Source organism: Ruegeria sp. BE9, from assembly GCF_056538765.1.
Window position 1 is genome coordinate 161,557 of the sequence record NZ_JBQFTS010000006.1, and the last position, 25,535, is coordinate 187,091.

Below are 25,535 nucleotides of genomic sequence, written 5' to 3' on the forward strand. Positions count from 1 at the left end.
TGACCGCAAGCTGAACCAGTTCGCATAACCATGTCAAGACGGAGCGTGCTGCACTTCGAAATTCACCGCGTAGTTCTGGGAACCTTCTAGCTTAGCGTGTGCCCGATACACTGATGCATCTTATTTTGCGGGTCAGTACAGCGTCGAGTAGTTCTCAGACAGAGAAACGATTCGATACCCTGTGATCCGGACTCGAACTTAGAAACTCCGTCGATAGTTCGCTCTGAACCGACGCGCGCCTTTTGATCTGCGTCTGATGCGTTCCGTTCTGAAGAAATACAAAAGTCTTGATCTGACCAAACCTCGGCGGCAGCATTGACCTGCATCTTTCGAAAAATGGAGATACCGATTGCAAGACCTTGCAAGTTTCAATCCATTTAGCGTCTCGAGTAATCTGTGATGATACGTTCCTCACCTGAATTGCTGGCGGTTTCGAGGCGTTGGTATGAAATACTCAGAACCAAGAAGAGTACTGACGAGTTGCAGGATTTTCTGTCGAAAGCAGATGAACTAAGGTTCGTTGGCACAGGCGAAGGTGAGTTTTGGAGCGGGCAAGCAGTTCGCGATGGGGTTAGCGGATTTTTTGCGGAGATCCCGGCACCCGTCGTTTTCGAAGAAGTTGAAGCTGAGGCCTTCGAAAACGGAGAAACGGGATGGTCATCCTTCGTCCATAAGATTCAGTTTGTCGGCTTTGATGAAGCCGTCTTTTATCGCACCGTCCTGATTTTTGTCCTTGAGGGAGCGGCCTGGAAGATCATCAATCGCCACGCTTCAGTGCCCACTCCAAATATTGAACTCGTGGGTAAAGAGCAGCTGGCCATCCAAAAACTGGTTGATGCTGCGCGTGAAGATGGACCCGAGCTGGTCCAAACCGAAGGTTTGGCTTCGGTACTTTTCACTGATGTGGAGGGCAGCACAACGTTGGCGGAGGCGTTGGGCGATCAGCGTTGGTCGGTGCTGATCGAAAACCACTTCCAAGTCTTGGCGGCGATCATTGAAAAGTATCATGGCCAGTTCGTGAAATCCCTTGGAGACGGAACGTTGTCCGTCTTTCCGTCCGCGAAAGAAGCACTAACGGCCGCTATCAAGATTCAGGGGGCCATTGCATCGGCTTCCGAGGAGCCATCTTTCGGTGTCCGGATTGGGATTCATACTGGTGATGTCGTGCAATCTCGTGGAGATTTTTTCGGTACGGTGGTCAATAAAGCGTCACGCATAACGACCGTTGGTGCGGCGGGCGAGATACTCGTTTCAGATGCGACTCGCGCCATGGTCGGAGGACGAACCGATTTCTCATTTTCTGAAATAGAACCAAGACTCCTGAAAGGTCTACGCGGCCACCACGTTTTGTATCGGCTGGATTGGCAAGATTAAGTGTTGGGGGCGCCGTAACTCCGGTAAATCGCCTAGTCTACTTGGGGAGCAGCACCGCAAGTTGTTTTGAGGTTCGCGGCACACCTCACATCGCCAGCAATTCGCGATGAATGGCGACCATTGCCCAAGTGTCGCGCGTACAATACGCAACGAGATCAGAATAGACCTTCTCGCGCGCTGGATCATCCGGTTCCGTCAGTGTTACGTCCTTCCAAAGACGAGACGCGCTTGCCCCCTCTTTGATGTCCAGATCATCATATGAAAGTTCTGGCAAAAGCGCTGGAAGAACGGCCTTGATGGAGGCGCTACCCTTGAACGTAGGATCGTTGATCACTTCATTCGCAAATGGCTTCATCAAATCAACTACGCGGGCGTTTAAGTCTTCCAGAAACTCTGCGTGCTCTGAATAAGTTTCCGCCATTTCCGTGTTGCGCGATTTCTCGAACGGCGCATACCAAACCACTACAGAGCCAACCTCTCCTATGTCCTCACGAAGCCTTTTCAGCAAGGCTGGCATCGGATTGCTGGCGTCTCGGTGGAGATACTCCCTGTGCTCAATTTCTCCGCCAGGCTCATGCTGGATATGCACGGAGTACTGGAAAGCCACTTGCTGATAGGGACGCGTTCCGTCCCAGGGTGGCAGCAAACTCTGAGACGTCTCGTAGTCAAAGTAATAAACCGGATAGACAATCTCGCTCAGAAACCTGCTTAACTCCTGATGATCGATAGTGCGTGCACCGTTCGCCAGAGCTCTCAAGTAGCGTTGCGTCGACTTGCCCAGCACAGAGGGATCAGTGATCTCATCAATCTTTGTGATCCCGTCTGCGATGAGTTCGGAGGCTTTTTCCGCATTCATGAACGGAAGGCGGTGGATACTGTCCTGCGCGAGAAGTGGGTCGAGTTTTTCGCGGATCTCCAGCCATTCACCATAGGATTTAAGGCGCGCACGTTCGGGGGACGGATCAGGCATCGTACCACTGGCAACGACGCTCAATGCTTGATCGATACGCGTGCGTGTTTTTTCGAGCTGCTCAGTCACCGCATCCGTGACGTCAGTGATGCCGACAAGCTCTTGCGGATTGATTTCGCCGTTTCTGACGTAATCACGGTTCACATGTGCCACTTCGCAGCGCGCAATGGGGAACCCGGCCGCCTCAAGCACGACACGCTGGAATGCGAGATCAAAAGTGTGTTCGGGCTTTGCAGATGTCCCGCTCTTGATCTCTGTCAGAACGTACCCATCGCCACTGCGGCTCACGATGTCGGAGATGCAAGTTATGGTTCCATCTTCATAGCGTCCCTGCGCCACTGCGTTTGCACCGTTTCTCCAAGCCTCCAAAGTACGCGCGGGCAGAGCCTGGTATTCTGAAAAATCTGAAAAACCGAGGCGAACGAGATCACCAAATAGCTCCTCAGCATATGGCTCAAACGCGTGCCCCTCGTCAAAACGCGCTTGCAATGAAGGGTCAATCGGCGGCAGCAGATGCCTGGCGTGTTTCTTGATCCATAGCCAGGCGGGGTGCCTGAGAAACATCATGTAATCTGATTTGGATAGCATCGAATAATTTGCATTCCAGAATTGATGAAATCAGTGGAAGACTATCGCGCCCAGCTATTGAGAGTAACTTTTCTTTGGTGAAGTAGGCGTCACAACTCTATTACAGCCTCATGTAAATCGCACCGACAGCTCGGTGTCCATGACACCACCAAAGCCCGCTGACCATTGTTCGCCCGGAAACACTGGCCATGCGTCTGTCAAAGTACCAGTTGTGACTAGCTCGCCTCCTTGAAGCTGGTCGGCGTCTGAGAGCAGAGAAATAAGATGAGCCAGGACTTCAATTGGGCCACCGAGCGCGTTTTCACCCTTGCCGGACTCGATGGCCTCGGTGCCCTTGAACAATGCTAGAGGCACTTCGGCCAAGCCGGTCAAGACATCATGCGTCGCCTCGATTTTGTCGCCAAGAACAAGGCAGCCGTGCAATCCTTGTGCTGCGATTGAGTCTTCGACCGAGAATTTCCAGTTGGGATAAATCGATTGAACAATTTCAAATCCCGGGGCAACCCAATCCACGCAACCTGCCAACTGCTCATTGTTCATTTCAGCCGTCGGCGCATCGCCGAGGCCAAGTACGATTTCTGGCTCGATTCTCGGTTCTGAATACCTTGCCAAGTTTACCGGCTGATCAGTCGAAAACAGCCCATCTGAGTGAACCTCTCCCCAAATGGGTTGATCTACGCCATAAACAGGCCAAATCGCGCGGTTCGTGAAGCCGACCTTCCGGCCAACTCTCTTTTTGCCCTGAAGCTCTCGGACGCGACTTGCAATCGAATAAGCATCATCCAGCGTTAGCTGTTCGGTCTCTGAAGACAGTTTAGATATCTGCTGGGCAGAGGTCAGGGCATCAGCGATTTTCTGAGCGTTAGCTTCAATATCTCTTGTCATATTCGCATTATACGGACCAAGGGCTGGATTACGATGCAATCCAGATTTTGAAGGTCTATAATCGAAAACTCAAAGGTTAGCACTGAAAGTGTTGATACCTTCTGCATCAAATGGGCTAGTCCAAGGCGTTCTGGCGACAAAAAAACTCCACCCGTTGCTGCACCTTAAAAATTATGCTCCCCAACTGGTACTAACAGTTCAATTGCAACTTAGAGCGACGAGATGGCATTGATCACTGCTTCTCGGTTCTGAACAGCGCCGGTTTGTAGATACTCCATAGCTTTGAGAGCAGCTTCATGGGCTTGGAAAGATGACCCGCCAACGCAATCTTCTACAACGCGGCAGAAGTAGTCTGATTGGTGGCCATCGACGAATGTGTAGTGTACACAAACATCTGTCAGCCCGCCGCACAACAAAAGTGTGTCCACCTTTAAACCGCGCAGCAGGATTTCGAAATCGGTTCCAAAAAACGCAGAATACCGTCGCTTCAGGACGATGTAATCACCTTTGCGATATCCCATCTCATCTTTTGCAACTTCCGTTCTTGGATCACCTTCGAGACAGTGTATGTCTTCGTCACCATCCAGCTCACGGCCGAAGTCTATCTTATCGGGACGATGGATTTCCTGAACGAAGATGACGGGCACATTGTTGTCATGCGCGGCGTCAACCAAATCGCGCGCAGCGATCATGCGCTCTTTGTAACCCGGCATGTTGTCAATGGAGCGCACTTCGCTGTCATCAATAAACGTGCTCTTTTGAATGTCGATTAAGATCAGGGCAGGTCTACCCTCGATCAGTTTCTTGGCTGGTTTGGTTTTGGTTGTCACGTTCGACCTCTAATCTGCCAGGTCGTCCTGAAGATACGCCGGTAATTAGCCGGGTCGTCCCAGCGGGCAGATCAATTTTGACTAAATGTGCAACTGAGTATGGTCAAGGCCGTGCTGCGTTGTTTTGGAATGAAAACTGTATACTCGCGCCCAGGGCAACATTGCCCGCAAATTGCCGTTAGGGGTTAAGTGTAGCGATGGTCTGTACCCAGCCCAGAATGGGCAGCTAAATACGGAATATAGCAATTCAGAAAAATTGTGACTTCCGACCAGCGGCTACTCAATTGCAGTGCGAAATGTTGAGGTAAGCCGTTTGTTCAAACCGTAATGAGGTTCGGCTGAAGAACCGTAGTGCAATTCCGCCAATGCAGCGATGTCATTGAAAATCACTACGGAGCCGCCTTCTTCATTCGCGTAAACTAGTAGTTTTTGGCAAAAGGCATCCAAACCAATTGCCGGAAAGCCCGCCATAGCTACGCCACCGGGTGCTGGTCCGCCGAACAGTAAAAGTACCGCCTCCGGCAGGTCCACCCCCAGTTGGGACGCTTCGGTCGCAAAATCGATTTCCCCAAACCAGACAGTATCGTCCTGCCCCATCACGGCTGTCCTGAGACGTTCGACTGCCTCTGGTACGCTGAGCTGAGATCGCAGTTCGATGACCCCATAGTCGGCAAACAATCCGCTGATTGGCGCTGGTGCTGCATCCAAGCCGTTCAGAACTTCGAGCAGCTTGCTTTCAAATGTATTTAACGCTTGGGTGTCATTCAGACCATGCCGCACTTTGAGAAACTGAGAGTCTGTATAGGCGATCTGCGGGCGATCATCCTGATCGAAGGAAAGAGCGCGAAAAGGAAGGTCCAATCCTGCTCGTATGTTCTCTTCCAGAATGGGCGTGTTTACCTCTGGATCAGAGAAAATGAGTACACGTGATGCTGGCATTACTACGCCTTCAGCTTTGGCCAAGCGCGCGTGATCTATCGATGCGATTGGAGTAGCTCCCGCTTCGACAACGGCAGTCTCAAGCTCTAAAAAGTTTTTGTCCACCGCAGTCTGGACAGATGACGATTGAGCCAGACCGGATGTCGAAACCGACGCAGTTGTAATGATCGAGAGAACAAAGAAAAACCTCAGCACTTTAACACTTCCTGTTTCATTGTACTTTTCTCAGGGAAACCGCCGCCAGAGCTGCAAAAGCTATCTCGGCCGCAAGGTAAAATAGAAGCAACCCGTTTGGAACTCCATCGATAAGAATGCTTAGCATGCGTCCAACAGCCAGTCCCGACATAAACAAAAACAGAACCCAAAGCGCAGGGCGTTGTAATTCTGGTTTCGAAGCAGCCGCCAACCAAAACAACGCGTTTGCCAGGTAAAGACCCATAATCGCTCGGAACACGTGGGTTTGGTTCGTTCCTTCCACTGGAAATCCCAGTAAAACTGGGATCGAACTACCCGGCATCAGGCCATATGATAACGCAATTGGCACGAGGCCGACAGCAGCAAGCAGAAGGACTAATCTGGCACTCATGGAGGACTCCTTCTCGTAGAGGTTTCGCTTTGTTGCGAAATTCCTAGTCGGTTTTTTGGGCACCCGATGATCCGAGCCGGATGCCCAAACAGCACTCAGAAAAGCATATTGTATGCCTCATTAACCTTCTGAGAGATGACACCTTCGGTTGATGTCTATTCGTCAACTTAACCTTGGTTGGATACCAGCTTCCCACTCGGAAGAATTCCTCTAAGGCTTCAAGATGTGCCTGGCGCTACTGCTGCTTTCGTTTGACCGAAATAATGCAGCCAGAGTGTTTTGGATGTCGTGCCGGTACATCGCGTGCCATTGCGTCCACGTTTCCGAGGTGCCGCAACGCTCCGTTGTTCAGCAACACGCCTCGCCCAGCATCATACCGGCGCTGTCCAAATCCGCTGGCAACGCATTCCCAGTCTTCCTTGGCCGCCGCGTTGCGGAATCTCGGTAGGTCGTGCGGGTCATGTCGTCCAGGTGTTGCTGCGACGTGATCGTGTTTCTTCGCATTGCTTTGGTGGGTTAAATGGTGGGTCACTTGTGTTGTGCCAGGTTGCTGGACAGTACCGGTTGTCGGCCTCGGCTTAGGGCGCATGATTGTCACGACGCCTTGTGGTTTCGGATGTCCTGGGACTGCCACGTGAGTTGCCGTAGGTTTTGGTGTCAACTGTGGAACCTGACCAGGAACCGCCGTGGGAACCTGATTGGGGGTTGCGGTTGGGACAAGCGGTGGTGTCGCTGTAGTGCCGCTGGGTTGCGGAACACGGCCGGGCACTGCGACCGGAATCTGGTTTGGTGTTGCAGTCGGGACGAGCGGTGGCACAGCAGTTTGACCCGTAGGCTGAGGTGGGACCAGACCAGGAACTGCGACTGGTATTTGGTTTGGTGTTGCAGTGGGCGCAAGTGGCGGCACCGCTGTTGGGCCGGTAGGTTGAGGCGGAACCTGGCCAGGGATAGCTATCGGAACTTGATTGGGAGTTGCAGTCGGAACTTGCGGCGGCACCGCGGTGGGACCAGTAGCCAATGGCGGAACCTGATTTGGAACAGCTGTCGGAACCCGGTTTGGAGTCGCGTTTGGTGCCAGAGGCGGAGTTAGGATCGGCGCTACTACCGGCGTGGGAACCTGACCAGGAACCGCTATCGGTGTCGCAATGGGAACCTGACCGGGAATTGCGTTCGGGACCGCGCCCGGCGCAAGGACTGGAACAGTAACGGACGTGGGCGTTTGCTGCGTTCCCTTAGGCGGCAACTGATTTGCCACCGGCTGAGTTGGGCCAGTAACTTGATTACCTGCCCCTTGCCCACCAGCCTGCCCGCACCCTTGGCTCGACTGGTGTGGGTTCCCTACGCCTCGGCACCACCCGTAGTGATTTCCGCGGGCAAAGACCTGAGTAGCGGTCAGTTCTGCAATTAGATAAGTTGCGGTAAGTACAGCAATTCGGTTCAGTTTCATAACATCCTCACCAACTTGTTGTCAGAGCAAGATACGCGCCAGGATCGCCAGAGTCGGTCAAAGGGCCGTCTCTCAAAGGGACACCGACATATCCGGACAGGAATAGATTTTGCTTAAACTCAATGTCCAACCCGAGACCTGTCGATGCCAGTGTAGCATTGTCAACTTCAAAACTCGCAGGGTCATTGTTCGAGATGTAACCCACGTCGAAAAAGGCAAAGGGTGTTAAGCGATGGATGCTCTGGGAACTGGGGAAGTAGGAATGAGACACTTCGAAAATCGCCGAAATCCCGGAATCACCATCCACTTCGTCAAAACGATATCCGCGCAAAGCGTAGCGATCACCAAGGAAGTACTCTTCGACAGAGGGCAGCCGGTCTGTTGTGTACTGCCCCCAGATCTCGGTGCGCCAAGCTGTGTTGGGCGACAAGCCCGTTAGTGGGCTTTCGTATCCGATGCCGCCTCGTAGATGCCAGAACGAAGAGTCCCCGTCGTCAAAATTCGCGTCTGTCGTTTCATTGTCATTATCGCCAAAAGATAAGGTTAGCCCCGCTTCCAGAGCTTGTCCCTTTGGATAGTTTTGCCCGTAAAGATAAGTAAGGCCAACGACACTCGCGTCACTGGATAATGGAACGCCGCCACTGACTGAGTCCGCTTTTGAAAGGCGATAATCCAGCAGAAAGTATCCATATCGGGCTACATCTCGGATTACGGGGTAACCCATCGCGACGGTGAAGTTTTCGCCGTCAATATCTGTTCTAGCAAAATTTCCTGAGAGGTCACGTTTTGCGTTTATGTTCCCGTAGAAGATCTCACCGTACAGACCATTACTGTTCAGCGGGGTGCGATAGGTAAGAGCGCCCCATAAAGAGTGTTCATCGTCTTTGTCCCAATTGTAATTGCCTGAACCCTCAAATCGCAGCAGATCCCCAACGGTCAGTGTCGAATAAAACTCTTGTACGACATAGAAACTGAGCGCTTCCCCAAGCTCACGCGGAGGGTTGTCTAGTGTCGCACTACCGGCTTGTTTGCGCAGAGGTTCTCCCAATACTCTCAGCCGAGCACCAGCCTGATCCGGGTAATCAAGTTCGGTCGACACGTCCAAATCGGGTATGTCCTCGGCTAGCATAACCGCTCGCTCAAATCGTTTGAGAGTTATTGGATATGCGGTGGTGAGGGGCTGAAAAATCTTCTCTAGTGTTTGGAACGTGCGAGTATCTACGCCTTCAATTTCGATGGTTTGAATGCGCCCTTCATCAACAATTATGCTCTGCCCATCGGGACCGGGCCAGGCCTCAGCCAAAAAGTAACCGTCTTCTCGGTAGATCTGAGTAATCGTTGATGCGACCTCCACCGCTGTGATGCGCCCAGACCGATTGAAGGCCAATTGACCGGCAAAAGTTAACAGCTCATCCGCATCATACACCGTTACGCCGCTGACCGAGTGCTGGGACGCGATGTCCCAGGTTTGGGCAATGCTACTTCTTGGAACTGATGCAGTGGCCACAAGAGTGCAAATGATCGCAAAAACAACTGAGCTGAATACGCGCATTTTTGACAACCTTAAAGTGACTGAGCATGTTGAAGTCCAATGTTATTATGTGGTTCGCATGTGTGAACCTGACGCTACTCGAATATATTGATGGGTGATGTTTTTAAGAAACACAGTGAACAGAACGCAGATTTACTTAATATACCGCACATACGACGGCGCTCAATTACACAACCCGGCTTTTCAACAAGTTAGAGTAGAGAACTAGTAGAACAGTCCTCACAATTCCGGTTGCTCAAAAACATAAAGCCGCGATTTCTTGGCATCGTCTGTCAGGATATAGAGAAGCCCTCTGGTTTCATCGAGGGCGATCCCTTCGGGATGTTTAACTTCTTTTTGTTTTCCATCTTCTGTGAACGTCAAACTGATAGACTTTACGGACTTGGACTCTGGATTGTAGACGAAGATCTGACGGCTTTTGTCACTCACAATCCAAAGAGAACGCGAGGACCGGGACCATGTCAGGCCACTCAAATCCAGTTCATCATCATCTACACGCTCGGAGATAAAACCTGCATCGCGGGCTAAAGGAATGATCTCAATAATTTCGTCTAGCTCTGGCGATAACACCATTAACAACCTTGGTTGTCCCTCAATGCCAACGAAGACCCGCCCGGATTCCGGGTCAACGGCGATGCCTTCGGGTCCCTTGTTCAATGGGTTGCCGACGAGTGATGCAGCGGCGGTCGGGTAACCTTTAAGAGATGCGAGAGGTATTGTCGTCAGTTGAATGGGGTCAGTTGGGTGAACGACTAGGATTGATCGGTCAGTTTCTTGAAGCACCAAAACAGACCCATCTTTTCGAGGTGCAACACCCTCCAAATCTGATCCTGCCAATGCTGGTAACTTGAAAGAGTTTCCTAATACCCCGTCGACTCCGAGTAGGTGCAGTTTAGGTTCGGCATCACTTACAGACCACAAGAAGCCTTCAGCGTTAGACATTGCCAAACCGGAAGGCTCTGAAAATCCCTCTGATTTGTCTGCCACCTTGAATTTATCGACCAGAACCAAACCAGCACTTTCGGCGTAGGCGAAATTGGTCCAAGGCAAGAAGGCTGCCGCAACCGAGCTGGCCGTAAAAGCGAGTCGTCTAAGTTTGCAGAAACACCGTGAAATTTCAGCTTTTGACGAAAACACTCTGTTTTCTGTCATTGGATTCTCTCGCGCTTGGACCACATCCCTGTATCAGCGTTCGTATCACAGTCCGGATACGATGTCCGAAGAATGCACTGTAATCTCTTTACCTGATCCCGCCTGTTGCGATTGAATTGAATAGGGCACGATGTGCCTTTGGTTAAGCGTAAGCCTTTGGCGTGAGCAGGGAGGAAGACAAGTTGAATACGACCCTCACATTTGTGACCGTGTTGTTGATGCTGCTGTTGCCAGGTGCTGCGGTGTCACAAGTCGACCCTGCGACGATGCTGGCCGGGGCTTCGGGGTCGGAAATCGTTATCGAACGCCGGTGGACGCAGTTTCGTGGCAAACAGGAACTGTATTTCTTTACTCTCGATGTGATCGTCACGATCATTCTGGCTGGCTTGATCGTATATCATCCGGTGAGACGTAAAGCCCGTAGAAGCGTCCGCGACATAGTTATGCCAAGGCTTTTCTTCCTGTATGCGCTTATCGGCATGGCGGTTGGTTTCCTGGTGGTTCAGCACGGGTCAATGATCGGTTTCGTTATCTTTGGTATCGGAGCGTTGCTCAGGTTCCGCTCCAATCTCGATGATCCGGTGGACACTGTCGAAATGATAATCGTGACTGTTCTTGGTCTTGCGGTCGGTTTGGGCTTGCCGCTGATGGCCACACTAGTGGCGGTTGTTTGTTGGTGTTTCATTTGGCTCGGAGGGCGAAACAAGGGTGTGGAAATTTCGCTCAAAGCTTCGGACGAAGAGCACTCATTGAAAGTCACCGGAGCCATTGAAGCCATGGCCACAGAGGCTGGCTGGAAGCTGGTCAGAAAACACCACGTCCCCGGAAAATCTCGGGTTTCATTGCTTTTCATCACCTCGGGTGGACTGACGGAAGCCCGGATCGAAGAGATGATAAATGATCTGGTCCCTGAAAAAGTCGAACTGAAACTCAACCTCTAGTCATTTCACAAGGTCTAAGCGTTTCAACACCGCATTCGGGGATCTGATCTCTTTCGGGAGCGACTTGAAGTTTACCGACCTTTCGAAGTCAGGGCCTCGATATACGGCTATCTCAAACTCTCCGTTCGGCTGGAACGTAACATGAGTGAAGCTGTGAGGTGATCTGGCGCTATCGCCAATAAGCCGCCGCGGACCACCTCCCAAACAAGCTTGAGAGACATAAGCCACACCGTCTTTCCAACCGGGGTAGAAGGCATGATGGTGGCCTGAAAGATGCAGAACAACACCGCTTTCCAGATAGATTTTTTCAAGTGTTGGATCACCGATGATTTCGCGTTCGCGCTGGATCGCGAACGGCCAAAGTGGGAGGTGACTGAAAGTGACAATCGGGTCCCCGTCTGCACCCAATTCCTGTAGCCGGTCCTGCTGGTCACCGGATAGCGGACCAAGGGTCGTTGCATCCAGAGACGCAAACACAATGCCCTGCATCTCAAACGCGTAGAAGAACGGGTAGTCATCTGAAACTAGGAAATCAACGTCTGGTTTTCTCGGAGCCCATTCCTCTGCGTATATTTTTCTTTCACGCTCGAACCCACGGTAAGCAGAGGCATCATGGTTTCCTGGCGTGACCGCAAATGGAATGCCGGCAGCCTCTAAAGGATCTGATACGGCCTCGTGAAACGCCTTCCACATCTCCCTGACCTGTTTGTCGGACAAGTTGGGAATGCGCTGTCCCGCGACCATATCTCCGGTCGAAATAACCAGATCTGGATCAATCTCGACTATCCGCTTAATCGCCTTGTCGACGCGCGCATCGTATTTTACCGAGCCATAGCTTCCGTTCAGATCCGATATTACGATGACATCCAAAGCCACGGCTTTGTAGGCGAGCAGCGCGGTCCAAATGAATGCCGCAAAGAGCGTAGAAAGCTTACGGGTCACTACAGTTCACCGCCTTTACTTCTGTGTCGCCTCTCAAAAAGAGTGCGACAGGATCCAAGTCGAACATCAAATCACCATTAGAACAATTGTCCTGGAGGATGGATGTTGCCAGCGCGGTGTTTTTTACAACTTGTGCAATCTGCCTATCTGACAACCCAAGGCTCTGCGACAACCATTCATAAACCGGGCCTTGCGATTGAAGGTCATTATTCAATGCAACCAAGCGCCGATACGTACTTGGAGAGAAGTGCCGCATTTTCTCTAGCATTTGAGTAGATTTTGCGAAATTGGCATACTCTACCCGCCCACCAGCATCGTTGTCGTTTAGATTGCTGCGACGGATCAATAATGCGTCGGCGGGAACATCTCCATCGTTTGGCTCATGGTGCTTGGCCTTCCTATGCTTCAGGCCTCCGTCTTCGACCCAATACCAATAAGGTGTGAAGTCTATGTTTCCTACGCGGTCCTGCTGGCTAAAGATGAAGTCGAGTAGAACAATCTCGGTGAGTTCTTGCATCCAAAATGCCATCTGTTGGTCACTGACATCGGGGCCGAGATCCTTGTTGATCATCCGGTCTTTTCGTCCTTCTCTGACGCCCTCTGCGATTGCCTCTGACAATGGTTTTGAAGAACGCAAAGCCAAGAAAGCGGGCGTTTCCTGAAAATCGCGGTTCTGACCTTTCCCCCAACCGGATTTACGGGTGCCGTTGATTTCCGAGCCGTATCGATGGCCAGGGCTATCAAGCAGCACACCGTATATTTGCGTGCGATCCGATGTGAATAGATCATCTGTCGGTTGGTATGAGTTCGGGTCGGTATCCGCAGCTGCGAAGACCCGCCAGCCTTCGTGGTTCATGCGCCCGCCATGAGAACCACCGGAAATCGCAAGGCCAGGCTCGGCGACCTCGGAGAAATGCGCCTGGGCGTCCATGCTACGCCAAACGGCTACTGGAACTTTGACAGTCGCGTCGAAATATCTGGAGAAATGATAGTAAAGCAGTGAAGACGTGGAAAACGTGCCACTGGTGCCTTTTTGGTTCATGGTGGACTTGAATTTAGCCACCCTGTCCTTGGCCAGATCTTTTGCCGCCTTTCCCTCCTTGCAAGCGTTTCTCTCGAATTCAGAACGGTTCCCCACGTAAGGTCCTTCCGAAATATCGTAGACGGCCATTCCTGGGCTGGTGCTCCAGGTTTTCGGGCAAATAGCAATTTCGGAGGCATAGAAATCGATCTCGCAATAGGCAGTTTCTTCTTCAAGATCGCTGTTCCTGTACTCGCCCGTTGGAACTTTTTCGATCCGAATACAGCGTTCCGTAACACCATTGGGACTATCAAATGTCGTGGCTTCACCTAGAACATCGTCGTTCGCCCACAAGACAGTGGGTGCAATGAGAGCAAGTGACCCCAGAAGATTGAACTTCATTTGGATAGTCCTCCCGGTATCATTTAGGGCAAATCGCTGCCTGTTGTTCGGTGGAGATTTTCAACTTGGGGTCGACACTAAAGTTGGAGAATTTTGAGTCGATCCACTGGTCGCACCCGCCTGAACATGGGGCCCCGTTTCGGGCATCATTCCAATATTCCTTGGCCCTTTCTTCTGTCCAACCGCAAAACTGAACGAGCGCCATCGCCGACAATGCACCTGAGGAATGAACCCCCCACATACAGTGCACCAGAACAGGGCCCTTTCCAGGGTTTTCAATCACCTCGTGTATGGACGCCATGACAGCACCGGGTCGGGAGGATCTGGCGCTTTGATAGTCAAAGGATCCGTTTCCACAACTGGTGCGACCGTATTCAGTGTTTTTGCCAAAGTCGGCATAAAACCCGGTTGAAAATCCTTCACCGCACAGAGTTTCGCGTTGACCCTCACTTAGGCCCGTTCGATCCTTGTCGCCGCCCTTGAAACCGGATCGATACAGGACACCGCTTAAGACCGGGCGAAAAAAAGCGACACCATCAACACCGCCGTTGCTACCCTTTGAAAGCAATTGACTGTCGCTTGGGCCACCGTTTCGACTGGTCACGTCAGAATTGGCAGCGGTTGCGAGAACACCAATGAATATGAGGGACATCAAAAACCGCATGCCAGCTCCTTCCTATTCTTGAGCACTTGATGGCTACACTCTTCCGACCTGATAATCTCTCGGAAGGGCTAGTTCACGATAACCATTTCAAGTGGGCGATTAGCTTTCCGCTGTGAAACTTTAGATGGGCCACACCAGATTGATGATAACAACGACTACGAAGTAGGCTAGAACAACTTTCCAGTTCCATTGTTGCTTGTTTTCTTCATTGATCACCCCCGCCGATTTCAATGCCATGTTTGTGATAACTAGAGCGGCGATGATGACCGCCGCATGTGCCAGGTCGAAATGCAAGTGTGAGCTCCTTCTTTCAGATTTGGGATTGATGGAATTTTGTCAGCAGTCACTTGATGGCAGCATTGCTACATCTGAGTACCTTCCCTCGGATGTCGTGATCCGAGCACATGCACCAGTATCCTTGTTAAACCAGTACGAGGTCAGACCTTCGCTTCGGATGAGTTCAAACCCGAGACTTTGAATGCCCATTTCAGCTTGGCCCGCTCTTGCCCCTTCAAATGAAGAAAGATCGCTAGAGCTGCCCACAGTAGGTGCACTTGCATCCACCGAACCGCTGCTCTCATCGCATGCTGCAAGCGCAGAAATGCACATCGTGCCTATCACCAATAGTACTTTGGATTTCATCTGTTTTTCCTAGCATTTTGGGGGTTACGTTTCGGGGTTTCTAGTCGATCACCTATTCAATTCCGAAAATTACGTTGTAGCTGACGGAAGAGTTGCTGCGATTGATAACCTCCACAACATGATCACCAGATTGCCAAAGCTGTCCTCGATACTCCTTGTCCGCCGACATCAATCCCAACAGTTCAGAACCATCGGGGTTACGAATAACGTAGTCCAAGGAGCCATTTCGCGGAGCAACGCGGACGTAGAGGAACTGTTCGTTTTTGGCACCCAGAACATATTGCTGAGAGGCGCCGGGCGCGAGTTCACCAACGAGTTCTGCGCCGGTGGAGCCAGCATCGAATTTGACACGTTGGCTACCGGTAGAACCGGCGGCGCCTGCCATTGCTCCACCGCCATCATCCATCGCTTCGACAACCGACATCTCGCCGATGCTTCCATCCTTGTACGCGATGCAGCGCCAAAGTGTTCCACCTGCGTCTCGCAGCATGACGAGCGTACCAGCTTCCGAGAACTGAGAGCTTTCAATTGTACCTGATTGACCGTCTGGTCCACCAACCTGCCGCAAATGGTCGATACACGCGTCGTCGGCTTCTGACATTGCAAAAGCAGCTGTGCCCGCGATTGCGAACATGGGTGCGAGGAGCTTGAGTAAAACGAGTTTCATCAGATGGTTCCCTGTTGGCTTGTCCTTACTGTTTTGTTCCGTGCAAAGCGGAACCTCACTTCGCGTCTCTTAACTTTGACAGAAATTCATCGCATGCCTGTGCGCTGCCGACGATCTCGCCCGTCGTTTCCATTCCTTGCAGTGACGCCATTTCGGAATTTACGCGGTTGAGGAGTTGATCCGCTTGCTCGGCGGTGATCAGGTTCTCGGCTTGTGCTCCTTTCAATGTGGTGCAGACACCGGCGGACAAGCCTGTCGCAACGCCGACACCCACCGCGGCCCCGCCACCCAAGGTCATAGCCCCAACCACGCCGAGGACGAGCCCGATCACAATTCCCAAGATCACTTTTCCCATGCTTTCCTCCCTTTTGGTGAGACAGAAGTCCGCCTTCATTTCTGGTGTAAACTGCGAGCCCACCTGCAAATGAAAACCAGCGCCAAAATGTTGAGCACCGGTGCAATCGCCGCGAACCATGGCTTGGCGGACTCCGAAACTAAGTCCGCTACAAGTATCCAAGGTAGTCCCAACGGCAGTAGGAACGCTCCGGACAAAGGGTCTCGTTCCTGTCCCAACCAGCCAAATGTGCCCGTCAAGAATGCAACCAACGCCAACAGGTACAGGACCGAGAATACGATGATGGTGGTTCTACAAACCAAGTCGAGCCTCAGAAGACCAAGCCTGTGCTGCGCAGCCGATTTCAGCTACGCAGCAGACAGGTCACAATGCGCCTTCGTCGCCCAGGAACTCGATTCCAGCCGTTGCGCCATCACTGTAAGCAATGCAATTCCAAGGAGCACGATCCTCGCCTACGCCGACTGTGACCTGTGTTCCCGCCTCGCTAAACGCGGATGAGAGCACCACGACTTGCGAATTGTTCGTCGTGTTGGCTACATCTCGCAAACACGCCTGCTGAGCCGGCGTGAGTTCGGCGGACGCACTTGATGTACTCGTATCGTCGCAGGCCGCAAGCAGTGCGAAACATGTCGCGCCCGCAATCATCACAATCTTGTTGGTCATCTTCTTCTCCCTCTGGTTCCCTTGAAATTAGTGAAATTGGATGCGCTTGTTTGAAGCTCTCGCGTCTGTGCAGCCAATTGAACATACCTTGATCCTGTGACTACCTTTCCCAAAACTTGCCGCGGTGGGCTTGGTCGGCGGGACGATATTTCGTTGACTATCGGGGCCGACGTTAACGTGTGAAGGCCGAATGAAGTCACTAGCAAATGCTAGAGCAAACTCTGGAAAGAGGGCGAGTACGTTAAGTCTGAGCATCGCGTCCTCCCAGCGCTCAATCATTGTAAAGTGCCTTCCGACCGCCGGTACTCACTCCAGCAGTCGAAAGGGCTCGGCACAGCGAGCAGCAACGACAACAACGGAGGTAAAATAAAGTTGTGTCGAATTCGCATGTTTGAATCTAATTTGAAATAAATCAATATTTTTTCCGCGCGTAAATTTCTCTACGCTCTCGTATGATAGGCCTCTGCGTTCAAACAAAAAAGTAAGTGGGAGCTACGAGTGTGTTCCCCTGAGCGGCGAAGCGATTTGAGGCCGCACAAAAACAATGAAGGGATTGAAAGATGGGATTTGGTGAAGCCGTTAAGACGTGTTTCTCGAAATACTTCCAGTTCTCCGGTCGGGCTATACGCTCAGAATACTGGTGGTTCTTCTTGTTTGTGGTTGTCGTGAGTGCTGCCTTAGCTGTGCTGGATACGATTATATTCGGGACCAACCCCGAAACAGGCCAGGGATCTCGGGTCCTGTCCTCTGTTTTCCAGCTGGCTGTTCTCATACCTATGCTGGCCGCCGGTTGGCGAAGGCTGCATGATACAGGACGACCTGGCTGGTATTTGCTGTTGCCGATGGCGCTCAGCATTACAACGCTATTTGTTATGCTGGGTGGGGTGGCGTTCTTTTCGGTATTGGAGCAGGGGACCGAAAACCCCGATGCATTACGGGGACCCGCGGCAGTACTGGGCGTGACCGGTATTGTTGTTGTCTCAATTCTTCAATTGGTTCTGTCTATCCTGATGATCTGGTGGCTGACACGACCTTCCCAAGAAGGCGCAAACGAATACGGCGAACCTGTGTCCTGATCTGGTTGCCGGGGCAATTGGCTGGAACTTCTGCTGAACGACAGTGCGAACCGTAACTCAATGGAGAGAAAAAAATGAGCTGCAAAACCATTTCCATTGGAATGCTCCTGATGGCAGTGGCGACCACAGCATCAGCGGAGTGGTCGTTCAGCTCCGGGCCCACCCCCAATGCGTTTATTCAGACAGGAAACATGACGCTGGAACTTCAGTGTGACCGTATTCGCTTTGCTCCGGCTGGATTCGAGGACAGCCAGGACATTGCGGACAAGCAGGGGCTTTCCATTCGTTTCTTGAAGAACGGCACCACCGAAGTTGGAGCATTTCAGGTTGGCGCAGAAAACGCGGCTTTGCAGATCGTCGACAATTATCCTGTCGAGGTCAGTTTCAATAGTCAGCGAGACTATGGTTTTGTACTGGACCAGCTTGCGGCCAATGCATCGGTTAATCTGTCGATGATTGATCGAGATGTCAGCTACGGAATTTTTGACTTGAAAGGTTCCAGCGCAGCAATTCGGTCCCTTCGTTCTGCGTGCGATTCAGAAGTTAGCCAAGAGACGTCCTACGAAGCGCCCGAAGGCATCGTCTATTGTGGTGGCGGAGCGATAGAGCGCGTGATCGAACCCGTAATTTTGGACAATCCAGAGGGGGAGTGGGACGCGCGAGTAATGGTCAACGGCGAGTCGATCAGAGCCATGACAGCCTACAGCTACTTCGGAAACTCTGAGCCACCGGCCGGATTTGTCGTCGCCCTTCTTGGTGAAGACAGGTCTGAATTTCTGATTTTTAACGAAGGCTCGGCAAACTGGCTGGAATACGGGGACTACAGGTATGAACAATGCAACTGAAGCCACCTTCCAACCGGCTTCCCAATTGGCAAGCTACTTGAAACGTTTGGTATCTGCGATCCTGCTTGGTTCGGGCCTGGTTTGGACCTCACCAGTTGTCGCGGCTGACGTTTCGCAACTTCCAACCGGTTTGCGAGCAAAGGTTGATCTGGCGGCGCAGGTATGCGCGGAGTTCAACAACGGTCAGTTTGACTTAGATTGGGGCGCGGTTGAAAGGGTCGATCTCGACGGAGATCTACAACGCGACTGGGTTTTGAATGAGTCTGGTTTTGCGTGTTCGAGCGCCGCATCTCTTTACTGCGGAACTGGCGGATGCATGTCGCACTTCTTGATTGAAGAGGAGGTTCAATCCTTGCTCAACCAGGGCTGGACGGTTGTTGATTTTGGGCGTCAACGCGTTGTTGTTGCGGATATTCATGGATCCAATTGCGACGGAATAAACCCAACGCCTTGCGTCACCGCCAGTGTTTGGGATGCGGACGCTAAGACGTGGCGCTCGTCTGCTGGCGATTGGGAATAAGTCGCATTTGAGAATCGCAGATAAGCCATAGGAGCTGGTTTGTTCGATGGGTTCTCTGTGGCACGCAAACTTATGGGCAAATCGTGCAAAGTTATGCGCAAATACCGCGCAGAGTTATGGGCAATCTTCCAAGATTTTCTTCAATGAACTCAATGTTGGGAATGCAGCGTTATGAGCGCACCTACAAAACTTTGTAGGTTCGGGCATAACATTGCACGCCGGTGCGAACGCTTGAAGTATCAGGGCAATGGCAACACCCAGGTTAGTACAAGCGGCAGGCGTAGCACTGGCGAGTGGGGAGGCGGAAAACGGACAGTCACGCCTTACCGAATTCTCTATTGAAAATTCCGTTCAAAACGAAATCCGCTGTGCTTGGACTGCTTGCGAAAGGTAGGTCGTAAACAATCGCCAGACGGCTCAAGGCTTTGACATCCACATCATGAGGCATCGGTGACATCGGATCTATGAAGAAGAATAGGCCGTCGAGCTCACCCTCACAAATCATTGCGCCAAGTTGCTGATCACCTCCCAATGGGCCGCTTTTGAGTGCGGTCAACTGAAGCTTGGGCAGAGCTGCGTTAATACACCCGCCAGTGGTACCTGTGGCAAAGAGGCTGGCTTGGCGCAGAGTTTCGGAATGCCTTGTGGCCCATTCGACCATTAGGTCTTTCTTGGCGTCATGCGCAACCAACGCCAATTTCAGCCGTCTATCTGATGAACTGCTCGACATAATCCGCACCCAGACCTACTTCCTCATAGTGCTTACGGCACATGTCGATCTTGGTAAAGACGTCCTCGTAGCCCATGGTTTTGCCCCATGGATCGACATAGAGCATCACGCCGTTGACCTGGAAATAGGTGATCATCTCGTCGACGTCATCGGGCACGACCAGAGTGTGGGTTTCACCCGGCGGTTCGTACACATAGCCGCCTTCCTGCGCCATCCAGTCGTGTTCTAGATAGTGCCAGCGGCCTTTCAGAACAAAACCGTGAACAGGCTGCGGATGCCGGTGCCTCGATAGAACCCCGGATTTCCGTACGCGCAGCAAGTTCATCCAATATCCCTGCGAACGGTTCAGGCAGAGCGGTCGGAACGATACGTTCTCAGTTTGCGGCACCCAGACGCGCTTATCCACGGCAACGGCGTCGGGGATAACGATCTCATCCTGTGCATCCTTCGGAAAGGGCAGTTGATAGGGCATTCTTGGATCGTCATCGAGTTCTTGTACTGGCATCAGATTTCCTCCTCACATTGCAGAATAGCCACCGTCCACGGGATAGACAGCACCGGTCACGAAAGCAGCCTCATCCGACAGCAGCCACGCCGCCAATGTCCCCACTTCCGCAGGTTTGCCCCAACGCTCCAGCGGCGTCCGACCCAGGATCGGTTGGTTGCGGGCCGGATCGGCGCGCAGTGACTCGGTCATTTCGGTTTCGATCCACCCCGGTGCAACCGCGTTGACACGCACGCCGTCTGGGGCCCATTTCCCAGCCAGCGCCTTGGTCAGTTGCGCCACCCCGCCTTTACTTGCGGAATAAGCCGGGACCAATGGCCCACCGAAATAGCTGAGCATCGAGGCCGTGTTCACGATCGCCCCGCCTGACGCAGCCAACAGGGGCTGCGCGGCCAAACAACAGCGCATAGTCCCAGTCAGGTTAATGTCGATCACCGTTTCAAAGGTTTCGATCTCGTATTCCGCACCTCGGGCGAGAATTCCTGCGCAATTAACCAATCCGTCCAGTTTCTCAGTCCCAGCGAAAAATGCGGTGACGGCCTGGGTATCACGCACGTCCAGCTGAGCGCAGGTCTCGTCAGGGTTCTGCGCTGCGCAGGCAGCAACTTCGTCCGCGCCTACGCCGGTCACCATCACGCGCCAGCCCTTGCGTCGCAACTCACCCGCGATCCCGGCACCGATGCCCCGAGTTCCACCAATGACAACGACATGTTTCATAGGTCAGTCCCCCTTCGCCAGAAATGCCTCGACCGCATCTTTACGCGGCATCGGGGCAACTGCTCCGTACCCCTGGGTCGACAAGGCAGCAGCTGCGTTGGCATAGCGGGCGGCTGCGAAGGGATTGTCACCGGCCACGATGCGAGACAGGAAAGCACCGTCAAATGTGTCGCCCGCGGCCGTGGCATCAACCGCTTCGACCCGGCGGCCTTTGACACGCTCGCGCTTGTCAGATGTCGCAACCAGAGTCCCTTCGGCCCCCAGCGTCAGGGCGACGGTTTTTGCCCCAAGATTCAGGTAGAAGTCTGCGATGGCATCCGGATCAGACAGGCCGGTCAGTTGCTCGGCATCATCCAGACCGGGAAGGGCAATACCGCACTGCGACATGGCGGCATGCGTCACGGCGCGCGCGCGCTCAATCGGCCAGAGCTTCAGGCGTAGATTGGTGTCGTATGACACGAGGCCGCCGGCGCCTTTCACGATCTGGATGGCGCGAAACACAGCATCAGCCGCAACATCCGATATCGCCTGACTGATGCCTGAAACATGCAGAATCTTGGCCGATTTTAGCGCGGCTACCGGCAGATCTTCCGGCCCCATCCGGCTGCTGGCAGAGCCTGCGCGGAAATAGCTAAACTCATGCCCGTTTGCGCCATGAGTCACGAAATAAACCCCGGTATGAGCATCCGTGACCTGCCGCACGGTCGAGGTGTCGATCCCCTCAGCCTTCCATAGATCCATGAAGGAATTGCCGAATGTGTCCGCCCCGATATGCGTCACATAGCCGACGGACGCCCCCTGACGCGCGGCAGCGATGGCGCAGTTTGAGGTATCCCCGCCATGTCCGGGCAGGTAGTTCCCGTCGGGTTGCTGGTTGAACTCCAGCATCGGTTCGCCAAGGCACAGGATATCGGGGGTCATGGTCATCTCATCTTTGCTTCAAGGGTCAGCCCAGCAGGGCTGACCAAGGTGTTGGGAGGATTATTCGGCCGTATAGCTTTGGCCGACACCCGGAATCTTCCAGATACGGAAGTTCGGGATTTCAGGGTCTTCAAAGTTCATGTCGCCATCGACCCAGATATGCAGGTGGTTCGAGACCACATACATCTCGCCATCCGGACCCCAGGCCAGCGTGTCGGGCCAGTTCATTTCTGGGTGGTGGACGAAACGGCTGACCTCGCGCGTGGATTCATCGAACTTCATGATCCCGTCCAGCGACAGTGCGGTCATGTAGATGTTGCCTGCGTTGTCCGCCGTCATTCCATCGGTGTTCGAGGGCAGCACTGCCGCAACCTCAACGGCGTTTTCGATGACCGTCTCATTGGTCTCAAAATCACGCAGGATTTCCGTCGGCAGACTATACAGGTGATTGCCGGTCAGGTTCGTCCAATAGAGCGTTTCCTTGTCGCCCGACAATGCAATGCCATCCGCACCTGTGCGCATGCCGCCTTCTTTCAGAACAGGGCGGTCGTCGATGTTGAAGAAGAAGTTCGGCTCGTCATTGGTGAACCGGTGTTGATCCAGAATCCGGCGCACCGAGTTGGTGTTGCTGTCATAGACGATCAGACCGCCATGCAGCGGATCGCAGAAGATGCCGCTGTCAGCGATGTAGGCAAAGCCGGTGTCGTTATCGACAGCCAGATCGTTCAGGAAGGAGCATTGACGGTCTGCTTCTTCCGCAGTGAAGACGTAACGCTGAATTTCCTTGTTCTCTTTCAGGTCCCATAACACCAGCTTGGCGTCGCCATCCTCGAACGGAGGGCCGGCCACATGGCCCTGATCCAGAATCCACATCACGTCGTTGCGGTCGATCTCAAAACCCAGCACGGCCTTAAGCCCATCAGGGTTTGACATACTGTTTATTTCCTCAGACGGAAACGCCTCTAACTCCCACGTGTCACCGTTCTTGACCAACTTTGAGACTGTCGAGGGGATCTCGGCCCCACCCCAGCGCGCGGTCGAAACATAGATGTTGCCCTGACTGTCGACCTTGGCGCCCTGAACCAGCGCCTTGCCGTAAATCTCGCTGCCCTCCCAGGCGGATTTTGTTGCCTCGTCCTTGACGGCATAGGGCAGACTGTTCCATTCCGCGACGACCTCGGGCCCGTTCGCGAGCGCCGGGGTGGCCAGAACGGCGGTAAGGGCCACCGTGTTGAGCATTCGTTTCAGCATGTATTCCTCCCTTGCTGTGCTCTGGTGTCCCGCAGGTTGTTGCGAGCAACCTGCGGGGCGTTTTGGTTAGATGCGACCGTATTTCGCCAGACCTTCGCGCAGCGAGCCGGTTTCGATGATCAGACGCGCCTGCTCGGCTTCGCGTTCATCAATCTCGCGCGCCATTTCCAAGATGGCTTCTGCATGTTCACGGGGAACCACAACCGCACCGTCGATATCAGCCACAACGATGTCGCCGGGGTGTACAATCACACCGCCCATGTCGACTTCTACATTCGACGCCAGCGTACGAACGCGGCCCAGAGTGGTGCCCGGGTTAACGCAGCGGGAATAGACCGGGAAGTCGTAGTCGCGCTTGATCTCAACCAGATCACGCACGCCACCGTCCAGAACGGCGCCTTCGTGTTTGTTGGCGACGGCGCCGGCGGTCATCAGACCACCCCACAGCGCCACATCAGTGGTGCCATTGGTCGAGATCACGATGACGGATCCGGCCTCGGATTCGTCGATGGCGTCCAGCGCGTGCTGCGGCGGCAGGAATTCGTCGGTGGGGCCTTCCAGAATTGTTACGGCCGGGCCAACTATTTTCTTTTCGTTGATCCGAGGCTTGATCGAGGCGGGCAGAAAGCCGGTCTTGCCCGCCACCTTGTCCACGGCATCCGCGACGGATGCGGTAGCCGCGTCGCGAAACCCGGCAACGAGTTCTTGGGTGTTCATGAGAGTATCCTCTTACGTTAGGAAGTTTGAAAGGATGCGGCCGTGAGAGCCGCGTTGATTTCTGCGCGAGCCAAGTCGATGTGACCGGACTCAAGTGCCTGGGCAGGCAGCAGGTTTCCACCCATGCCGACGCAAAGTGCGCCGGCGTTCAGATAGGGTTGTGCGGTGTCAGGAGACACGCCTCCGGTCGGCATCAGGGCGAGGCCGGGAAACACGGATTTGACCGCCTTTAGGAATTGAGGACCACCCGCAGCATCGGCCGGAAAAATCTTGATCACCGCTGCGCCGTTTTCCGCATGATGATGAACCTCACCAGGGGTCATTGCGCCGGGCAGATAGGGCACTCTTGCAGCACCGGCTTCCCGCGCGGCAGCATCGCTCCAGCACGGAGAGACAACAAATTCGGCTCCGGCTGCCAACACCTTGTCGGCCTGACTAGCTTCAAGAACCGTTCCGGCGCCAGTGCAGATTTCAGGATAGCGTTGGCGCAGTTCAGCGATCAGGGCAGCGGCGTCTGGAACCGTCGTAGTAATCTCCAATGCGCGAATTCCGGCCTCTGCCAGCAGGTCACAGGCTGTCCAAGCGATCTCCGGGTCGCTATGGCGGATCACCGGGACAATTTGCGCAGAACGAAGGGTGTCGACCAAATCTACCATTTGTTCACCCAGTGATTGGGTTGCTCATACTTAAGAACTCTCGCGACTTCACGGGCAGCACATCGCTGCAGCACCGCGACCGAGCGTTCGGAGTACCAGGCAGCATGATCCGACACGATGGTGTTGGGGCTGTGAAGCAGGGGGTTGGTAAGGTCGACCGGCTCCTGTTCGAAGACATCGATCCCAGCCCCGAAAATGCGGCCTTGATTCAGGGCGTCGGCCAGCGCCGTCTCATCTACCAAACCGCCGCGTGAGACGTTGATCACGATCGAGGTCGGCTTCATCAGGGCGATGTGCTCGGCGTCCAAAATATGACGCGTTTCGGGCGTCAAGGGCGCATGCAGGCTGATCACGTCTGCGGCTTTGCATAGGTCGATCAAATCCACCTTTTGCACGTCCGCCGCTCGGACTGCATCATCGCTCAGATAGGGGTCAAATACCAGAACCGAAGAGAACCCCAAGGCCCGGAATTTCCCCGCCGTTTGTAGGCCGATCTTACCGCATCCGATCAGACCAAGGGTGGCATTTTCGCGGCCGGGGATCATCGCCGCCTGTCCGATTCCCCATTGACCCTGCCGCACTTCGGCATCTCGGGACGGGATGCGCCTCTGCACGGCCAGATACAGCGCCAGCGCATGTTCGCTGACTTCTGTCTCCGCGCCATAGTCCGGCACATTAGCAACATAGATGCCGCGCGATTGCGCATACTCCAGATCGATATTGTCGACGCCCACCCCATAGCGGACGACGACTTTCAGGTTAGGACAAGCATCGATCACGGCCGCATCCACAGTGCGTTCCCGCACAAGGATGGCGACCGGATCCAGTTCCCGCAAAGCCGGGACCGCCTCAGTCTCTGGCCCGACCGGCGCGATCTTGACGCCCTGCTCGGCCAGAACCGAAGCTTCGGTGTCATAGGCGGCATAGCCTGGTTCAAGGATTGCGATGGTTTGGCGGGTCATGTGACGGTCTCTCGG

General features: G+C 53.5%; 28 protein-coding genes. 5 read left to right on the plus strand and 23 right to left on the minus strand.

Going from position 1 to position 25,535, the window contains the following annotated elements; translation table 11 throughout:
- Nucleotides 1–399 precede the first annotated feature (399 nt).
- Nucleotides 400–1,374: an adenylate/guanylate cyclase domain-containing protein gene (locus tag ACR0EO_RS16395; protein WP_480691587.1), complete on the plus strand. Its 975-nt coding sequence runs from the start codon at nucleotides 400–402 to the stop codon at nucleotides 1,372–1,374.
- Between the two features lie 85 nt (nucleotides 1,375–1,459).
- Here the strand turns inward: ACR0EO_RS16395 and ACR0EO_RS16400 are convergent, their stop codons facing one another.
- The 8 genes from ACR0EO_RS16400 to ACR0EO_RS16435 form a co-directional block, all read right to left on the minus strand.
- Nucleotides 1,460–2,932 (minus strand): DUF2779 domain-containing protein, encoded by a 1,473-nt coding sequence (locus ACR0EO_RS16400; protein WP_480691589.1) that lies wholly within the window; start codon nucleotides 2,930–2,932, stop codon nucleotides 1,460–1,462.
- 108 nt (nucleotides 2,933–3,040) lie between these two features.
- A complete protein-coding gene (locus ACR0EO_RS16405) occupies nucleotides 3,041–3,817 on the minus strand; it encodes a 2-keto-4-pentenoate hydratase (protein ID WP_170334779.1) in 777 nt (258 codons plus the stop codon).
- A gap of 209 nt (nucleotides 3,818–4,026) precedes the next feature.
- Nucleotides 4,027–4,647, minus strand: coding sequence for a cysteine hydrolase family protein (locus ACR0EO_RS16410; protein ID WP_170334781.1), 621 nt, complete (start codon nucleotides 4,645–4,647; stop codon nucleotides 4,027–4,029).
- Between the two features lie 276 nt (nucleotides 4,648–4,923).
- A complete protein-coding gene (locus tag ACR0EO_RS16415) occupies nucleotides 4,924–5,781 on the minus strand; it encodes a DUF302 domain-containing protein (RefSeq protein ID WP_170334783.1) in 858 nt (285 codons plus the stop codon).
- 16 nt (nucleotides 5,782–5,797) lie between these two features.
- Nucleotides 5,798–6,172, minus strand: coding sequence for a DUF4345 domain-containing protein (locus ACR0EO_RS16420; protein ID WP_480691591.1), 375 nt, complete (start codon nucleotides 6,170–6,172; stop codon nucleotides 5,798–5,800).
- 235 nt (nucleotides 6,173–6,407) lie between these two features.
- Entirely contained in the window at nucleotides 6,408–7,619 is a 1,212-nt protein-coding gene (locus ACR0EO_RS16425; RefSeq protein WP_480691593.1) for a hypothetical protein, read from the minus strand.
- Nucleotides 7,620–7,626: 7 nt separating this feature from the next.
- Complete coding sequence (locus ACR0EO_RS16430; protein WP_170334787.1) at nucleotides 7,627–9,171, minus strand: ShlB/FhaC/HecB family hemolysin secretion/activation protein; 1,545 nt, start codon at nucleotides 9,169–9,171, stop codon at nucleotides 7,627–7,629.
- Between the two features lie 219 nt (nucleotides 9,172–9,390).
- Nucleotides 9,391–10,308, minus strand: a complete 918-nt coding sequence (locus ACR0EO_RS16435) for an SdiA-regulated domain-containing protein (protein WP_480691595.1) — start codon at nucleotides 10,306–10,308, stop codon at nucleotides 9,391–9,393.
- A gap of 197 nt (nucleotides 10,309–10,505) precedes the next feature.
- Here ACR0EO_RS16435 and ACR0EO_RS16440 point away from each other — a divergent pair, with 197 nt between their 5' ends.
- Nucleotides 10,506–11,264, plus strand: a complete 759-nt coding sequence (locus ACR0EO_RS16440; protein WP_170493949.1) for a DUF4956 domain-containing protein — start codon at nucleotides 10,506–10,508, stop codon at nucleotides 11,262–11,264.
- Here the strand turns inward: ACR0EO_RS16440 and ACR0EO_RS16445 are convergent, their stop codons facing one another.
- From ACR0EO_RS16445 to ACR0EO_RS16475, 7 genes are all read right to left on the minus strand, one after another.
- Nucleotides 11,265–12,206: a metallophosphoesterase family protein gene (locus ACR0EO_RS16445; protein WP_480691597.1), complete on the minus strand. Its 942-nt coding sequence runs from the start codon at nucleotides 12,204–12,206 to the stop codon at nucleotides 11,265–11,267. It lies immediately after the preceding gene.
- On the minus strand, nucleotides 12,196–13,629 hold the full coding sequence (locus ACR0EO_RS16450; RefSeq protein ID WP_480691599.1) for a hypothetical protein: 1,434 nt from the start codon (nucleotides 13,627–13,629) through the stop codon (nucleotides 12,196–12,198). Before ACR0EO_RS16450 ends, ACR0EO_RS16445 begins: the two co-directional genes overlap by 11 nt.
- A 19-nt stretch (nucleotides 13,630–13,648) precedes the next feature.
- Nucleotides 13,649–14,293, minus strand: coding sequence for a hypothetical protein (locus tag ACR0EO_RS16455; protein WP_480683002.1), 645 nt, complete (start codon nucleotides 14,291–14,293; stop codon nucleotides 13,649–13,651).
- A gap of 120 nt (nucleotides 14,294–14,413) precedes the next feature.
- Nucleotides 14,414–14,587 carry a hypothetical protein gene (locus tag ACR0EO_RS16460; RefSeq protein WP_480691601.1) on the minus strand — a complete coding sequence of 58 codons (174 nt, stop codon included), beginning with the start codon at nucleotides 14,585–14,587 and terminating at the stop codon, nucleotides 14,414–14,416.
- Nucleotides 14,588–14,987: 400 nt separating this feature from the next.
- Nucleotides 14,988–15,602 carry a hypothetical protein gene (locus ACR0EO_RS16465; protein ID WP_170575347.1) on the minus strand — a complete coding sequence of 205 codons (615 nt, stop codon included), beginning with the start codon at nucleotides 15,600–15,602 and terminating at the stop codon, nucleotides 14,988–14,990.
- Between the two features lie 55 nt (nucleotides 15,603–15,657).
- Complete coding sequence (locus ACR0EO_RS16470) at nucleotides 15,658–15,957, minus strand: hypothetical protein (protein ID WP_480691603.1); 300 nt, start codon at nucleotides 15,955–15,957, stop codon at nucleotides 15,658–15,660.
- Nucleotides 15,958–16,320: 363 nt separating this feature from the next.
- Nucleotides 16,321–16,620, minus strand: a complete 300-nt coding sequence (locus tag ACR0EO_RS16475) for a hypothetical protein (protein WP_480433223.1) — start codon at nucleotides 16,618–16,620, stop codon at nucleotides 16,321–16,323.
- Between the two features lie 560 nt (nucleotides 16,621–17,180).
- Here ACR0EO_RS16475 and ACR0EO_RS16480 point away from each other — a divergent pair.
- The 3 genes from ACR0EO_RS16480 to ACR0EO_RS16490 all read left to right on the plus strand — a co-directional run bounded on the left by ACR0EO_RS16480 (nucleotide 17,181) and on the right by ACR0EO_RS16490 (nucleotide 19,061).
- A complete protein-coding gene (locus ACR0EO_RS16480; protein WP_170575351.1) occupies nucleotides 17,181–17,696 on the plus strand; it encodes a DUF805 domain-containing protein in 516 nt (171 codons plus the stop codon).
- 74 nt (nucleotides 17,697–17,770) lie between these two features.
- Complete coding sequence (locus ACR0EO_RS16485) at nucleotides 17,771–18,541, plus strand: hypothetical protein (protein WP_170337100.1); 771 nt, start codon at nucleotides 17,771–17,773, stop codon at nucleotides 18,539–18,541.
- Complete coding sequence (locus ACR0EO_RS16490; protein WP_170337098.1) at nucleotides 18,525–19,061, plus strand: hypothetical protein; 537 nt, start codon at nucleotides 18,525–18,527, stop codon at nucleotides 19,059–19,061. The genes ACR0EO_RS16485 and ACR0EO_RS16490 overlap by 17 nt, the downstream gene beginning before the upstream one ends.
- A gap of 316 nt (nucleotides 19,062–19,377) precedes the next feature.
- Here the strand turns inward: ACR0EO_RS16490 and ACR0EO_RS16495 are convergent, their stop codons facing one another.
- The 8 genes from ACR0EO_RS16495 to ACR0EO_RS16530 all read right to left on the minus strand — a co-directional run bounded on the left by ACR0EO_RS16495 (nucleotide 19,378) and on the right by ACR0EO_RS16530 (nucleotide 25,520).
- Nucleotides 19,378–19,791, minus strand: a complete 414-nt coding sequence (locus tag ACR0EO_RS16495; protein ID WP_480691605.1) for a methylglyoxal synthase — start codon at nucleotides 19,789–19,791, stop codon at nucleotides 19,378–19,380.
- Entirely contained in the window at nucleotides 19,769–20,296 is a 528-nt protein-coding gene (locus ACR0EO_RS16500; protein WP_480691607.1) for a 2,4'-dihydroxyacetophenone dioxygenase family protein, read from the minus strand. The genes ACR0EO_RS16495 and ACR0EO_RS16500 overlap by 23 nt, the downstream gene beginning before the upstream one ends.
- A gap of 12 nt (nucleotides 20,297–20,308) precedes the next feature.
- Complete coding sequence (locus ACR0EO_RS16505) at nucleotides 20,309–21,013, minus strand: SDR family NAD(P)-dependent oxidoreductase (RefSeq protein WP_480691609.1); 705 nt, start codon at nucleotides 21,011–21,013, stop codon at nucleotides 20,309–20,311.
- A gap of 3 nt (nucleotides 21,014–21,016) precedes the next feature.
- Nucleotides 21,017–21,934 (minus strand): sugar kinase, encoded by a 918-nt coding sequence (locus ACR0EO_RS16510; protein WP_480691611.1) that lies wholly within the window; start codon nucleotides 21,932–21,934, stop codon nucleotides 21,017–21,019.
- Between the two features lie 60 nt (nucleotides 21,935–21,994).
- Nucleotides 21,995–23,185 carry an L-dopachrome tautomerase-related protein gene (locus ACR0EO_RS16515; RefSeq protein ID WP_480691613.1) on the minus strand — a complete coding sequence of 397 codons (1,191 nt, stop codon included), beginning with the start codon at nucleotides 23,183–23,185 and terminating at the stop codon, nucleotides 21,995–21,997.
- Nucleotides 23,186–23,251: 66 nt separating this feature from the next.
- Complete coding sequence (locus ACR0EO_RS16520; protein ID WP_480691615.1) at nucleotides 23,252–23,902, minus strand: RraA family protein; 651 nt, start codon at nucleotides 23,900–23,902, stop codon at nucleotides 23,252–23,254.
- Between the two features lie 17 nt (nucleotides 23,903–23,919).
- A complete protein-coding gene (locus tag ACR0EO_RS16525) occupies nucleotides 23,920–24,558 on the minus strand; it encodes a bifunctional 4-hydroxy-2-oxoglutarate aldolase/2-dehydro-3-deoxy-phosphogluconate aldolase (RefSeq protein WP_480691617.1) in 639 nt (212 codons plus the stop codon).
- Nucleotides 24,552–25,520, minus strand: coding sequence for a C-terminal binding protein (locus ACR0EO_RS16530; RefSeq protein WP_480691619.1), 969 nt, complete (start codon nucleotides 25,518–25,520; stop codon nucleotides 24,552–24,554). The genes ACR0EO_RS16525 and ACR0EO_RS16530 overlap by 7 nt, the downstream gene beginning before the upstream one ends.
- Nucleotides 25,521–25,535: the final 15 nt, after the last annotated feature.

Bases quoted from the DNA above. Each gene is read 5' to 3' on its own strand.
- ACR0EO_RS16495 (WP_480691605.1), bottom strand. From the start codon at position 19,791: ATGTCGAGCAGTTCATCAGATAGACGGCTGAAATTGGCGTTGGTTGCG.
- ACR0EO_RS16425 (WP_480691593.1), bottom strand. From the start codon at position 7,619: ATGAAACTGAACCGAATTGCTGTACTTACCGCAACTTATCTAATTGCA.
- ACR0EO_RS16475 (WP_480433223.1), bottom strand. From the start codon at position 16,620: ATGACCAACAAGATTGTGATGATTGCGGGCGCGACATGTTTCGCACTG.
- ACR0EO_RS16525 (WP_480691617.1), bottom strand. From the start codon at position 24,558: ATGGTAGATTTGGTCGACACCCTTCGTTCTGCGCAAATTGTCCCGGTG.
- ACR0EO_RS16455 (WP_480683002.1), bottom strand. From the start codon at position 14,293: ATGCGGTTTTTGATGTCCCTCATATTCATTGGTGTTCTCGCAACCGCT.
- ACR0EO_RS16530 (WP_480691619.1), bottom strand. From the start codon at position 25,520: ATGACCCGCCAAACCATCGCAATCCTTGAACCAGGCTATGCCGCCTAT.
- ACR0EO_RS16500 (WP_480691607.1), bottom strand. From the start codon at position 20,296: ATGCCAGTACAAGAACTCGATGACGATCCAAGAATGCCCTATCAACTG.
- ACR0EO_RS16480 (WP_170575351.1), top strand. From the start codon at position 17,181: ATGGGATTTGGTGAAGCCGTTAAGACGTGTTTCTCGAAATACTTCCAG.
- ACR0EO_RS16420 (WP_480691591.1), bottom strand. From the start codon at position 6,172: ATGAGTGCCAGATTAGTCCTTCTGCTTGCTGCTGTCGGCCTCGTGCCA.
- ACR0EO_RS16470 (WP_480691603.1), bottom strand. From the start codon at position 15,957: ATGGGAAAAGTGATCTTGGGAATTGTGATCGGGCTCGTCCTCGGCGTG.
- ACR0EO_RS16520 (WP_480691615.1), bottom strand. From the start codon at position 23,902: ATGAACACCCAAGAACTCGTTGCCGGGTTTCGCGACGCGGCTACCGCA.
- ACR0EO_RS16430 (WP_170334787.1), bottom strand. From the start codon at position 9,171: ATGCGCGTATTCAGCTCAGTTGTTTTTGCGATCATTTGCACTCTTGTG.
- ACR0EO_RS16505 (WP_480691609.1), bottom strand. From the start codon at position 21,013: ATGAAACATGTCGTTGTCATTGGTGGAACTCGGGGCATCGGTGCCGGG.
- ACR0EO_RS16485 (WP_170337100.1), top strand. From the start codon at position 17,771: ATGAGCTGCAAAACCATTTCCATTGGAATGCTCCTGATGGCAGTGGCG.
- ACR0EO_RS16405 (WP_170334779.1), bottom strand. From the start codon at position 3,817: ATGACAAGAGATATTGAAGCTAACGCTCAGAAAATCGCTGATGCCCTG.
- ACR0EO_RS16510 (WP_480691611.1), bottom strand. From the start codon at position 21,934: ATGACCCCCGATATCCTGTGCCTTGGCGAACCGATGCTGGAGTTCAAC.
- ACR0EO_RS16395 (WP_480691587.1), top strand. From the start codon at position 400: ATGATACGTTCCTCACCTGAATTGCTGGCGGTTTCGAGGCGTTGGTAT.
- ACR0EO_RS16515 (WP_480691613.1), bottom strand. From the start codon at position 23,185: ATGCTGAAACGAATGCTCAACACGGTGGCCCTTACCGCCGTTCTGGCC.
- ACR0EO_RS16465 (WP_170575347.1), bottom strand. From the start codon at position 15,602: ATGAAACTCGTTTTACTCAAGCTCCTCGCACCCATGTTCGCAATCGCG.
- ACR0EO_RS16490 (WP_170337098.1), top strand. From the start codon at position 18,525: ATGAACAATGCAACTGAAGCCACCTTCCAACCGGCTTCCCAATTGGCA.
- ACR0EO_RS16400 (WP_480691589.1), bottom strand. From the start codon at position 2,932: ATGCTATCCAAATCAGATTACATGATGTTTCTCAGGCACCCCGCCTGG.
- ACR0EO_RS16450 (WP_480691599.1), bottom strand. From the start codon at position 13,629: ATGAAGTTCAATCTTCTGGGGTCACTTGCTCTCATTGCACCCACTGTC.